Here is a 13518-nt window from a genome sequence, read left to right as displayed (position 1 = left end):
TCGAACCATAGAGCGACTATGCTTAAATTATTTAGCTTGTTCTAAGCGCGCTAATGAAGTGCTAAGTTGGCTAAATATTTAATAGAGTTGGTATAATAAGCTACTCCTTGTAGCGTCCTTTTCAAAATCAACAACACAGGCTATGAAGCGTTTAAACTCGTCCTTTGGGAGCGTGTTAGAGACGCGATAATTGCGCAAAACGTGTTTGATGTAGAACAACTATACCTGCACACGTTTCACTTATTCTCCCACCTCTGACATCGCTCTGAACTGACTTAATCTTTATGCGAATTGGCATAAGGTCTGTTGACGACACAAATAATCGACATAATTGGCTGAATAAAGCAAACGATTTAGCAGGTTAAGATAAGACTTAGATAAACGTAGCATGCTAAGGTTAATTTGATTATGATGGCTTCGTTGACTATTTATAGGCTAAATCAACAATACCGGTTACATCAATAACGTGTACACTTTGCAGCAAAATGCCTAAAGTCAGTTGAACTTTAAGCTATTTTTTGCAACAGTTTATTGCTGATGATTCAGTGTTAGATTAAAAAAATAAAGACTACATTAATTAACTTGTGTTTTATTCATCGTAAGGTTTATTCACTCGTATTCACGTGTTATTTTTAAAGGAATAGATATTTGGATTTTTCATCAATTTTCAGCTTAATCGCTCTTGTTTGCTATATCATGGCATCTATAGCAGTCGTTGTTCGTTTATTTCATCCAAAAGGACCAAACATTGTTAAAGTATTGTTTATTGGTTCTATCGCGATTATTAGTCATACGTTATCTACCGGGCATTTTTTGTTTTCAGAACAAAGTGTAAATTTTGCGCTGCCGAACGTTATTTCATTAGTAACACTGATTATTTGCTTGTCGATCACTGCGCTAGCACTTAAATATAAAGTAAATTTACTTTTACCTGTTGTCTATGTATTCGCTGGCTTATGGCAATTAGCCTCATTGTTTATTCCGCATAAAAGCAATATGCCTTTAGTCACAACAGATTTTGCAGTTGCTAGCCATGTTATTTTAGCGTTAATCGCATACTGTATTTTAATTATTGCGATGTTATTTGCCTTCCAAGTCACCTATATCAATATGAAATTAAAAGATAAAAATTTATTAGCGGTAAACCACTTACCACCGTTAATGCAAGTTGAGGGACAATTATTTGCAATTTTAGCGATTGGCACACTAGGATTAGTAGTAAGTCAGCTTGTCGGCGTTATCTTTTTACAAGACTTTTTGGCAAATAATGCGCATAAAACAGTATTGTCATTGCTTGCGTTACTCCTCTACTGTTTTACTTTGTGGGGTCATTTCAAACAGGGCTGGCGAGGACACCGCGTACTTATGTTAATTATTTCAGCGACGACGCTACTCACTCTCGCGTATTTTGGTAGTCGTTTTGTGAAAGAGTTTCTATTATCTTAGTATTTAAGGTATAACTAGCATTCGGCTTGATAAAGCACATGTTTTTGGCAATTTAGGACCCATAATTGGATACCATCTCAACCAGTACGCTCTTTCTCATTTTAGGCTTACTTATTCTTATATCTGCATATTTTTCTGGCTCAGAAACCGGCATGATGTCGTTAAACAGATATAAGCTTAAGCATTTAGAAAAACAGAAACATAAAGGCGCTAAACGCGTAGGTAAGCTATTAAAACGCCCCGATCAACTGATTGGTCTAATTTTAATTGGTAACAACTTAGTCAACATAGCTGCCTCTGCTATAGCCACCATTATAGGGATTCGCTTTTTAGGTGATGTTGCTGGTGTTCTAGCAGCGACTATTATCTTAACACTTGTGGTATTAATTTTTGCAGAAGTTACGCCAAAAACACTTGCCGCTCTTTATCCTGAAAAAGTAGCATTTCCTAGTTCCGTTATCTTATCCTTTTTATTGAAAGTCTTTTACCCAATCGTAGTCGCAGTAAATTGGATCACCAATGGCATTCTTACCTTATTAGGTGTGAGTCGTGAAGAACGAGAATTACATAGCTTAAGTTCAGAAGAGCTCCGCACTGTAGTGAATGAATCTGGTGCCTTGTTAGCTGAACGCGATCAAAGCATGTTGGTGAGCATTTTAGATTTAGAAAAAGTAACTGTTGAAGACATTATGATCCCACGCAGTGAACTCGTTGGCATTGACATAAATGAAGATTGGAAAAAAATTCAAAAACAATTAACCCAAGCCACACACACTCGTGTTTTACTATATAGAGATACCATCGACGATGTGGTGGGCTACATTCACATGCGCGATGCATTAAAGCTACTATCAAAAAACCAGTTTACTAAAGCCACTTTACTTAGGGCAGTTAGAGAACTTTACTTTATTCCTGAAGGCACCACATTAAGTGTGCAAATTTTAAAATTTCAACATGCCAAAGAAAGACTTGGATTGGTTGTAGATGAATATGGTGACATTCAAGGATTAGTCACTTTAGAAGATATTCTTGAAGAAATTGTAGGTGATTTTACCACAACTAAAGAACCAGCACCGTCAGAAGAAGTGCATATTCAACCTGATGGTAGTTATTTAGTTGACGGTAGCGCTACGGTACGTGATATAAATAAAGAAATGAATTGGCACTTCCCAACCGATGGCCCTAAAACCTTAAACGGTTTAGTATTAGAGTATTTAGAAGACATTCCTGAAGCAAAACTCAGTGTAAGAATTTCAGGCTATCCACTTGAGATTGTTGATGTTACCGATAATATGATCAAAACAGTTCGTATTATGCCAGAGTTCTACCAGCAAAAACCTGAGCACAGAAACTAGGGTCTATTGGCTTTTCGAGATTAAATTTTGTTCGAACTAAACCCGAAAAATTAACAGTCCCTAAATCATCACCAGTGTGTTACCGATTAGCTTTTTTTAAGCTGAATGAAATAGAATTGTTAACCTAAACGGACTAGTTCATAACGCTACACAGGCAACAAACTTCATTGGTTTTAGTTAAGGACTCTTGCCTTAATTGAATAACTCTACTGAAAGCAAAAAACCGCTTAAACTATTTTTGTTGATGCTCGCACATTTGAATAAATGTAGTCGATATAATTAACCTTCAGTTATATTACTTTCTATCATCTGAAAGAAACCGCTCATAAAGTTAAACACAAAGTTATCCACAGACATTTACGGTAATTAACATTTCCACAATTTCTGTGGAAAACAAATGCAAAGCCATAGGGAATGAGGACTTCGTTTTTGCAATATTTATTTATGAAAAAAATGAAGTTTTTTTAACATTTTTTTTAAAACCATACCCGACGAGCACTTGCAGCAATTTTCAATAAAAATAACGCCTTTGGCAAGAAAAATGCTACAGTCATTACAGTTTTAGGTAAGTGATAAGGTTGTTAAATATTTGTACGTTTCTACGAAATACTCGGTATTAAATTTTGTAAATTTTACCTAATTATAACCAGAGAAAACCTTAATATATTTACGTCCAAACCACTTGTTTTTCGATAAATAAAGCGGTGGATGGCGAGAAAACAAACCCTTCGTCTAAAAGTTATCCAAAGGGCGGTGAAACGTTGAGCTATGCCATCTTGTTAACCAAACAACCAACGCCATAAACTGCTTTCATTAAGCTCGGCTTCGCATGATTTTAATTGCCCACTGTAACGTCGAGCACGATTATCAACCTTTCTTGCTACTTTCATTAGCCACTGCTTTTTTACATAAGATTTTCTTTGAAAACCACCCCAGCCTTCATGGTAATTTAAATACTGGTTATAACCATCCCACTTTGACACACGATTAATTTTATTTGTTTTAAAAATAAACCACGCCATAAAATCAACAGCGTCGTCAAAATCATCACGATCAGCACCTGAGTTACCAGTCTCTCTAATATAGTCTTTCCAAGTCATCGTTTTGGCCTGTGAATAGCCGTAAGCTGTACTTACTCTGCCCCAAGGTATAAAACCGAGTAAATAATCTCTTGGTGGCAAGGCATCATTTCTAAACGAACTTTCTTGATACATCATGCTCATAGGAACATGAATAGGAGTTCCCCATCGATCACGAGCGTCTTTAGCAGCAAAGTACCAATCACGATGCTCTCTAAATATCTCGCACAAATTCTCTGGGTTTTTTGGGGGTGGTGTAGCGCAGCTACTTAATAACAACGTTGAAAGTATAACAAAAATTAAAACAGGTATTTTATTCATAAGGCCACATAACGACGTTTTTCACGCTTTTATAATGCCAGAAAAACATTACTTTACCAAAATGAAAAAAAATTTATTTTTCTTTGAACTTTTTTAAAACATCCCACTCTTATATTACAAGACTTTCATATTGTGTTTCCCTTGAACATCTTATAAGCGCATTTTTTAATGCGCTTTTTTTTATCTAAATTTTGAACTTTATTATTTTTTTACACTCCAATCTTTTAAGAAGTGATATTCCCTTAGTGTTTCATGTTTAGTTTGCGCATTTATATTAATGCGCTTTTTTTTGTTTGTTTTTTGAACTTAATCGTTATTTAGTACTCCTATAAAATGAAGGTGTTATTCCCTTATGTTTCATGAACGATTCGCGCGTTAATTTTTTATTAACGCGTTTTTTTATGTTTATTAAAGACTTATACAACTTTAATCGCATCAATAGATATTTATTAATACTAATTGAATAAAAATTGAACTTTAAAAGAACGAGCATGTCTCATGTTATGAGAGCAAAACACCTCCCTGGACTGCTTTCTTTGTATTTAAGGCGCGTTACCCTAACGCGCTTTTTTTTTGCCCAAAAAAAAGGAGCATTGAAGCTCCTTTAAATCTCTGTACCAAAAATTATTGTGCAAAATATTGTGTTAAAAATTCATCGAATGTTAATGTATCACTTTGTTCAATACTTTTTTGTTGAGCAATTGATTTATCAGCTTGTTCATTAAAATAAGCTTCATCATAATATTGATAATCACGTTTTAACGCATCTTCACGATAACTGATTGCTTGCTGTAGGGTAAACTCCGTTAAACTTTGCTGATTATCTTGCACAATTTTCAGTAATTTAGCCGAAGGCGTTTTTTCAGGATCATTAATCTTATCGAACTCAATCGCTAACGCTTGTTGATACTTAACAGTATTGTGGGCATCATCAAGTAACGCTGCAACTTGCTGCATTTCAGCAAAAAGTTCCCTCCCCCATACCTTTAACGATACTTTTTCACCGTTATTGTCGAGTAACAACGCAGGATCTCTACCACGCATCACGACATCATCCATGTTGTTATCACAGACTTTTTGCATTTCACAAAGTGGCACTGGGCTTTCTTTAAGCGCACAAAAGGTAAGAAATATATCAAGAAAATAAATTTGCTGTTCACTGATGCCAGTATCGACAAATGGATTTACATCAAGCGCCCGAACTTCCACGTATTCAACCCCACGACGACTTAACGCTTGAGAAGGTTTTTCGCCAGATTGGGCAACTTGTTTTGGCCGCACAGGCGCATACAACTCGTTTTCAATTTGCAATACATTGGCATTTAACTGCTGATAGTTGCCATCAACTTTTATGCCTATTTCTGCAAATTTATCTGAGCTTAAACTTATCGCTTCTTGCACGCCTGAAATATAATCATCAATATTGTTGTAACAAATCCTCAATGCCGACTGTTCACTATTGGTATAACCAAGATCACTCATGCGTAAACTGGTTGCATGTTCTAGATAGATGTAACCACTCTCGGATTTTTTAAAGGGCAACGTTGTTTTTTTGCCTTGTAAAAAAGACGGACATATTGCCGGAGAACTTCCGTACAGATAAGGGATCAACCAGCAATAGCGTTTATAGTTTCTTAATAAAGCAAAATAACCCGCTGAAATATAATCTTGCTCATTCATTGACGAGCTTTCTGCCGTTTTAAATAATTGCCAAAACGATTTAGGAAATGAAAAATTAAAATGTATGCCTGCAATAACTTGCATCATGCTGCCATACCTGTTTTTTAAGCCTTGTCGATATACGGTTTTCATTTTACCGATGTTAGACTGGCCAAAATACGCTAAGGCGATATTTTCTTCGTCGTCAACAAAGCAAGGCATACTCGTCGGCCAAATAAGCTCACCATTAATATTTGAAAACGTATATTTCTGAATATCTTTTAATTGCGCAATTGTTTGTTCTACAGAGTGACTTACTGGGGTAATAAACTCCAATAAGCTTTCTGCATAGTCGGTGGTGATATTTGGATGAGTAAGGGCGGAGCCTAATGCTTGATAATGACCATGCTGCGAGAGCTTGCCTTCAGCGAGTACCCTTAATCCTTCGCGTTCGATGCCCCGCCCAATGTCTGTTAGCGCAGCTTTATTCCGTTCCTCGCTAAGAACGTTTATTTTCTGTTGAAAAGATAGTGTCAAAATGGGTCCTGTTGCATCGAGCGATTTCTGCATAAAGATGTATGGCTAAAAGATTGCTTTTCAATGCTTATTTAGTAATTGTTAAATAAAATAATCCGTTTGTTATATTCTGCTGTGATAGCTTTTGTAAAAACGTTTATACCAAAGTAGTTATTCAAGCTAGATACCATGACCGCATGTTTACTCATTAAATTCCAATTGGCGGCAAACTTCTGGCAAATATTCCTTCTACTGTTTCTAATAATAGCAACATAAGGTAAAGTTGGTCGCAAAATAATAATCGTTGTAATCTCATGCAAGACAGTCCACTTAGCTTACTTCCTCCCATTGTCGCCATTGTTATCGCTATCTGGCGTAAAAATGCCTTATTAGCATTATTCTGCGGTATTGCTTTATGCTTTATCATGATTGAAAACTGGCACCCAATCAATGGCGTAACAAGTACAGCGTACGGTTTAGCTGGCGTGTTTGATTCAATTGGCAACATATATATCATAAGTTTTAGTTTGCTTATTGGTGCTCTGGTTACATTAATGAACCAATCAGGTGCCGTAAATGGTTTTATTGATTCTTTAGCAAAAGTGAATTTAGTCAAAAATTCAAAACAAGCTGCATTACTGCCTACCTTTGTTGGCACGAGTATTTTTACTGATACTAATTTAAGTATTTTTACTGCTGGAATGGCAAGCCAAACTTTGTTTGATAAATATAAACTGAGCCGTGCTAGGTTAGCTTACTTAATCGATTCAACTTGTGCCCCTATCAGTATCCTCTTTTTAATAAATGGTTGGGGGGCATATGTTCTTGGTCTACTTGATGGCCACCAACTCAACGATCCTGTTGGTATACTCGTCGGTACGATTAGTTATAACTTTTACGCGATCATTGCCGTATTATTTGCCTATTATACAGCAGCAAGTGGCAGAACTTTCGGACCACTTAAATACGCTAAATCACGCATCATTGATCAACAAACAGTAGAAAAACAGAAAATATCTCCTGCCATCATTATGTGGTTGCCATTGATATCTTTATTAACCATTACTCTATCTTTGCTTTGGTTTACCGGTAACGGTGATATGCGTCAAGGTTCAGGTTCCTTTTCTGTTTTTTGGGCGATCGTAAGTGCGGTGATTATTTTAATTACCATGATCAAAATCTACGGTGTAATGTCTTGGAAAAATATCGCTAAACATGCCTTACTAGGCATCAAACATATGGCTCCTGCCGTAGCAATTTTGATACTTTCTTTCGCCTTTGGCGATGCAATAAAATCACTAGGCACGGGTATATATGTCAGCCAATTGCTTAACGTTGAAGTTCCGCTATATTTTATTGCGCCAATTCTATTCCTCGCTGCCGGGTTTATGGCGTTTGCTACAGGTACTTCGTGGGGTACATTTGCTATTTTAGTGCCGATCGCAGTTCCGTTAGCGCAACAAACTGGCTTACCTATCGAGTTTCTTGTCGCGGCAGTTTTAGGCGGTGGTATTTTTGGAGATCACGCCTCACCAATATCAGACACCACCGTTGTTGCTTCTATTGCAAGTGGTTGTGATCACTACGAGCATGTAAAAACACAATTACCTTATGCCCTAACGGCAGGTAGCCTTACTTTGATTATCTATACACTGATAGGCTTAAATTTCTAATGAAGCCATTTACGATTGTCGATGAGCAACAAGACTTTATTATCATTAATAAAGCTGCAAATGTTAGTTTTCACGATGAAGGCAATGAATTAGGCTTACACAGTCTTGTAAAACAGCATGTAAAATTAGGACATCTTTATCCTGTGCATAGGTTAGATAAAATAACTTCAGGTTTACTTATTTTTGCAAAAAACAAATTAACTGCGCAGACGTTCCAACAACTGTTTGAGCGTAAAGAGGTTATTAAATTTTATCTTGCGATTTCCGATAAAAAGCCCAAGAAAAAACAAGGGTTAATCGCTGGCGATATGGAGAAAAGCCGTCGTGGCATGTGGAAATTAACTCGCTCAATGCATAATCCTGCCAAATCACAATTTTTCAGTTATTCACTGACACCTCAGTCGAGATTATTTTTGATAAAACCATTAACAGGAAAAACGCATCAAATTCGGGTAGCACTTTCAAGCATTGGTAGCCCTATTCTAGGAGACACGTATTACGCTAAATCTACAGCCGATAGGGGGTATCTTCATGCTTTTGGTTTATCGTTTACTCTCAATGAGCAACAGTATCGATATCAAGTAGCACCAGATTCAGGTGAGCATTTTTTAACAGATGACTGTTTATCTGCTATCGATGCTATTAGCGATCCTTGGCAACTTCCATGGCCTAAAAAATATTAACGGTGCTATTTTAACTGCTGGGCAAAAAAGCGCTTCGTATTCTTGTACTCTCTCAAAAGATGCCATTTTCGATATATTTTCTCTGCTTTATTACTTTGTATAAAGTCGATAAAATGTTTATCCCAAAGCGCCTTTAGCTTTTGTCCACGAACAGTATTGGCAAAGGCAACATGGATTTGTAAAACACCGACTGGTTTAGTAACAAAATTAATCGCAGAGGCATTTTCAGTCATTTCAGTAAGATATGAACCTTCAGAATCGATCATGTAATCAGTACGGGAATGCCTTAGTTTATTAATTGCCTGTTCACGAGTCCCCACTTCTGACATATCAAATTCAACCTCTGGAAGGTAAGCCTTAAAAGGTTTAGACAAACCAGCAATCATGGTGACACTTTTACCTTTCAAGCTTGAAATACCTTGCCAATTATCAAAATTATTTTCTTTAAATATGGCTATTAATATATCAACATCATGGGGGTATGCCGAATAACTCAATTGATAATTATCATCTTTTAACATACCAATCATCATATCAGCATCGCCGCGCTCAACTAAAGCAACAGCCCGCTTATATGGATACACTTCAATTGCAACTGACAAATTTAATGGTTCAAAAATAGCGCGAACCACATCAAATTGCTGCCCAGAGCCATCAGGCAAAGTAAACGGCGGTAAGTTTTCACCGACTACGTTGACAACAGATAAAGCTGTTTGCTGACTTTGCGCAGAAAAGTGAGCAGTGATACAGATGAATAAAGCTATTTTAAAAACGTTTTTCAAGCAGTCGTCCTTGGTTGTTTGAATTATTCAAAGTACAGAGAAATAGAGTCTAAATGTTAATCACAAGTATATCATAAATAACAAAAGTGAAGATAATTTCAAATGTATTTAAACAATAGTTTCAATTGTTATTAGGGTCTGTTGATCTTTCGAGATTCAATGTTGTTCGAACTAAACGCTTTATAATCAAGGCGTGAGCAATGTCTTGTCTAAATACCCATAAACTGTTGCAAACTAAAGCGAAAGATCAACAGACCCTAATCATAGTCATGAAGAAAGACAGCCAATTTTACTTTGAAAAAAATCTAAAAAAATGCGTGTTTTAAGGGGAATATTCCTACTGTGATAGAGTACTGATAATTGTTGAGCAACAATTGGCACAGGGTAGTTCAACGTTTTAATACCTGTTATTCGTTTACCAATGTAGTCAGGCAGCTTGATGACACCAATCCCCTGTTCACATGCTTTTGCCCGCATTTCAGGACTCGCTAGCATCATGACAGGTTTCGGATTTAATTCAGTCACTTTTCCATGTTCTCGAAGTAACCATGTTTCTGAACCGTCAGCAAGAATAGCATCAATATTATTAAGTTGTGCTATCTCATTCACCGATACAGAATTATCCCGTTCACTGACATAGATGGATTGAGAAAAACTTAATAAACTTTTGCTGATCCAATTTGAGTTTGGTAGGGAGTCTTCATGCAAAACAAACACTAAATCAAATTGATGATCATACGGTGGAGTTATACCCGTATAATGCTGACATTGAATTTGTAGTTCAGAATATTGCGTTGCAAATGTTGTCATTAATTCACCAATAACTTGGTTGAAAAATTCTAACGGGAGTAATAACTTTAATACGCCTTTTATCTGATGATGACTATCATAAATAAACTGTTCTACATCAGTTAGCGCTGCCACATGCGGTTGGCACTGTTGATATAATAAATGACCAGATTCTGTGAGTGTTATTGTACGAGTAGTTCGAATCAACAATTGGCTACCCAACTGCTGCTCTAATTGAGCCAACCGTCGACTTAATTTTGATTTTGGGATACCAAGTTCAGCAGACGCTTTCGTTAACGAACCAGCTTCAACAATCGCGACAAAAAAACGATAATTATCTAGCTCTAGTGAATTCCGTTTATTTTGCACTTTTATCTCATAAATAGAACAATTAATTCTATTAAAGCCAACTAATAAAACAATATCAAGTGAAATATACTCTTTCCTTCATTTATCGCTATATAAACAGGAAAGAGCATGAGCAGTGTGAAAGAAATCACATCCGAAGATTTTCAACAACAAGTGTTAACATTCAAAGGTAAAGTGTTAGTAGATTTTTATGCCCCATGGTGTGGTCCTTGTAAAATGATTGCACCAGTACTTGAGCAGGTTGCTAATGAAAATTCAGCGTTAAAAATAGTTAAAGTAAATGCTGATGAAGCACCCGAGTTAATGGCGCAATATGGCGTACGAGGTATACCTACTTTACTTTTATTAAATGATGGAGAGCTTGTTGATCGAAAAGTAGGTGCAGCTTCTGTTCAGCAAGTGACTAAGTTTGTTTATGGATAAAATAAAAGGCGCATAGCGCCTTTTATTAACGTAGAGAATGTATAAATACGATTGCAATCGCCGTAGGACAAACAAACTTAGTATACCAAGGCCAAATTTTCCAAAAAATTGAGTGCTCAACTTTTTCATTACCTGATTGAATTTCTTTCAGTATGTCATTTCGGTGCCAAATCCAACCGACAAATACACAACAAAGCATCGCGATAATAGGTTGACCGTATTCTGTGGCAAGGGTTGCAACAAAATCTAACATAACACCTAATTGACTAATAATACCGACACTCATAAAGAAAATCAGAATACCAATAAACGTTGTCGCTTTTTTACGTTCAATGTTATGTCGCTCAACAACATATGATACTGGCCCCTCTAGCATTGAAATGCTCGATGTTAATGCAGCAACTGACATCAGTACAAAAAAAGCAAAACCAACCATTAACCCCATACTTCCCATGGTATCAAAAAGTGCCGGCAACACAGCAAACACCAATCCTGAACCTGATATTAGGCTGCCATCATCAGCAAAAATAGCAACACCTTGTGCTTGTGCAACATACATCGCTGGAATAATTAATAATCCTGCTAAGAACGCAATGCTCACATCTATTAACGTTACCTGTGCGCCTAACGAAACTAAATTTTCTTTCTTAGAAATATATGAACCATATATCACCATCACACTGGTACCAAGTGATAACGAGAAAAAGGCTTGCCCCATTGCACTGATCAAAAGCCCTGGATCTAACACACGACTAAAATCAGGGTTTAAATACGCGTTAAGCCCTTCACTAGCGCCTTCTAAGGTAAAAACATAGCCTATCAGTAAAATCAGTAAACCGATTAATAATGGCATCAGGCGCTTTGACCATTTCTCTATGCCGTCTTCAACGCCGCGCCTAATAACAAAAATGGTTAAAAACATGAAGCAAGCTGTAAACAGAATGTTCCGTGTCAAAGATTGCGAGACCACCCATTCAGCACTGTTTCCTGCACCAATAAAATGAGCGACTGGCTCTATTGCATAAGACATCATCCAGCCGGCAATAATGCCATAAAAGCTTAAAATAAGTGCTGCACAAACCACCCCACCAAAACCAACAATAAAGGCAAACTGTTTGTGACCTTTCGTACGCGACATTTTTTGCAATGAAGTGACTGCATTCGCTTGGCCATAACGGCCAATTAACAATTCCGCCATAAACGCAGGGTAAGCTAAACAAAATGCTAAAATCAGATACACAAAAACAAAAGCTGCGCCGCCGTTACTTGCTGTTTGAGTTGGAAATCCCCAAATATTCCCTAATCCTACTGCTGAGCCAGCAGCAGCCATAATAAAACCAATACGAGAGCTGAACTCTCCTCGAGACGTAGCCATGAAAACCTTTCTTTATTGTTATTTATATATTCATAATTAGAGTGTATTAACTATTGATGATATTAATTTACAACCATTAAATATGCAGTTTGCGTAATAAAACTTGCATACTTAATCTTAAGAACGAAACAGTAGAGTTGCATTAAGTTAAACATGCAAACTGCTCGTTTATGTACTTATAATATAATCTGTACTTTAGTTCACAATTTCTACTTAAAATGTCAGTGACAAAATAAAATCATGCAAAGATTGTTTCGGTAAAAAAACACACTAAAAACTAATAAGCCCTAGACTTCGGATTAATTTACTTAATCTCAGCCAATAAAAACAGCTTTTTAAGTTCAATAATAAGGATTATTTTTCAGAATCTCTGAACAGCTGTAAAGTAGACGATACCAAATAGATTATTTTTTCAACAACGGCAGATAATTAGCGCTTATTTATACTGATTTAAAATAAGCGCTAATAGATAACCTGAGCTCGGGTTAGATAGAAATTTCTGGGTTAATCGCGAAAGTTGGTAAATTGAAAAGATTGTTCTAATTCTTGTTCTCTTACTAACTTCATTACAGCTTGTAAATCATCACGTTTCTTACCGGTAACACGTACCTGCTCACCTTGAATTGCAGCCTGCACTTTTAGCTTACTATCTTTTATCGCTTTAACGATTTTTTTCGCTGTAGGTTGATCGATGCCTTCTTTGAAGCTACAGGTCGCCGAGCATTTTTTCCCTGAAAACTCAGGAGTTCCCACAGACATTGATTGTGGGTCAACGTTACGTTTCGTTAATTGATTACGTAACATATCAACTAATTGTTTAATTTGAAAATCACCTTCTGCAGTTACCACCACATTTGGGCTTTTCCATTCAAAGCTCGCTTCAACGCCTCTAAAATCAAAACGTGTGCTTAACTCTCTTGTAGCATTTTCAGAGGCATTACGTACTTCTTCTATATTAATCTCAGATACAATATCCATTGATGGCATAATATTTTCTCATTTAATCATCGTTAATGGCATCATAACAAAATCTATAATTGCTAAAAAC

Annotated in this window: 11 protein-coding genes; 5 read left to right on the top strand and 6 right to left on the bottom strand. The window is 36.5% G+C overall.

What is annotated here, in order from left to right:
• The first annotated feature begins 648 nt into the window (after positions 1–648).
• Together BI291_RS16950 and BI291_RS16945 are read left to right on the top strand one after the other, a co-directional pair.
• Positions 649–1446 carry an inner membrane protein YpjD gene (locus BI291_RS16950; protein ID WP_083602147.1) on the top strand — a complete coding sequence of 266 codons (798 nt, stop codon included), beginning with the start codon at positions 649–651 and terminating at the stop codon, positions 1444–1446.
• Between the two features lie 65 nt (positions 1447–1511).
• Positions 1512–2801 carry an HlyC/CorC family transporter gene (locus BI291_RS16945; RefSeq protein ID WP_074500404.1) on the top strand — a complete coding sequence of 430 codons (1290 nt, stop codon included), beginning with the start codon at positions 1512–1514 and terminating at the stop codon, positions 2799–2801.
• A gap of 779 nt (positions 2802–3580) precedes the next feature.
• Here the strand turns inward: BI291_RS16945 and BI291_RS16940 are convergent.
• Together BI291_RS16940 and gshA are read right to left on the bottom strand one after the other, a co-directional pair.
• Positions 3581–4201 carry a hypothetical protein gene (locus tag BI291_RS16940; protein ID WP_074500402.1) on the bottom strand — a complete coding sequence of 207 codons (621 nt, stop codon included), beginning with the start codon at positions 4199–4201 and terminating at the stop codon, positions 3581–3583.
• Between the two features lie 624 nt (positions 4202–4825).
• Positions 4826–6397 (bottom strand): glutamate--cysteine ligase, encoded by a 1572-nt coding sequence (gene gshA, locus BI291_RS16935; RefSeq protein WP_368482981.1) that lies wholly within the window; start codon positions 6395–6397, stop codon positions 4826–4828.
• A 293-nt stretch (positions 6398–6690) separates the two neighbouring features.
• Between gshA and BI291_RS16930 the strand changes: the two genes are divergently transcribed.
• Together BI291_RS16930 and BI291_RS16925 are read left to right on the top strand one after the other, a co-directional pair.
• Positions 6691–8049, top strand: a complete 1359-nt coding sequence (locus tag BI291_RS16930) for a Na+/H+ antiporter NhaC family protein (RefSeq protein ID WP_074500396.1) — start codon at positions 6691–6693, stop codon at positions 8047–8049.
• A complete protein-coding gene (locus BI291_RS16925) occupies positions 8049–8732 on the top strand; it encodes a TIGR01621 family pseudouridine synthase (RefSeq protein WP_074500394.1) in 684 nt (227 codons plus the stop codon). The genes BI291_RS16930 and BI291_RS16925 overlap by 1 nt, the downstream gene beginning before the upstream one ends.
• A gap of 5 nt (positions 8733–8737) precedes the next feature.
• Here the strand turns inward: BI291_RS16925 and BI291_RS16920 are convergent, their stop codons facing one another.
• Together BI291_RS16920 and BI291_RS16915 are read right to left on the bottom strand one after the other, a co-directional pair.
• Positions 8738–9514 (bottom strand): ABC transporter substrate-binding protein, encoded by a 777-nt coding sequence (locus BI291_RS16920; protein WP_074500391.1) that lies wholly within the window; start codon positions 9512–9514, stop codon positions 8738–8740.
• Positions 9515–9781: 267 nt separating this feature from the next.
• A complete protein-coding gene (locus tag BI291_RS16915) occupies positions 9782–10672 on the bottom strand; it encodes a LysR family transcriptional regulator (RefSeq protein ID WP_074500388.1) in 891 nt (296 codons plus the stop codon).
• Between the two features lie 108 nt (positions 10673–10780).
• Here BI291_RS16915 and trxA point away from each other — a divergent pair, with 108 nt between their 5' ends.
• Positions 10781–11095: a thioredoxin gene (gene trxA, locus BI291_RS16910; protein WP_074500385.1), complete on the top strand. Its 315-nt coding sequence runs from the start codon at positions 10781–10783 to the stop codon at positions 11093–11095.
• 25 nt (positions 11096–11120) lie between these two features.
• Here the strand turns inward: trxA and BI291_RS16905 are convergent, their stop codons facing one another.
• Both BI291_RS16905 and BI291_RS16900 read right to left on the bottom strand, forming a co-directional pair.
• Entirely contained in the window at positions 11121–12470 is a 1350-nt protein-coding gene (locus tag BI291_RS16905; protein WP_074500382.1) for a sodium-dependent transporter, read from the bottom strand.
• Between the two features lie 504 nt (positions 12471–12974).
• A complete protein-coding gene (locus BI291_RS16900) occupies positions 12975–13457 on the bottom strand; it encodes a YajQ family cyclic di-GMP-binding protein (protein ID WP_074500380.1) in 483 nt (160 codons plus the stop codon).
• Positions 13458–13518: the final 61 nt, after the last annotated feature.

Source organism: Thalassotalea sp. PP2-459 (assembly GCF_001913705.1).
In the GTDB taxonomy this organism is placed as follows: domain Bacteria; phylum Pseudomonadota; class Gammaproteobacteria; order Enterobacterales; family Alteromonadaceae; genus Thalassotalea_C; species Thalassotalea_C hakodatensis.
The sequence above is the reverse complement of the archived record's forward strand: the minus strand, read 5'-3'. Positions and strand labels throughout refer to the sequence as shown.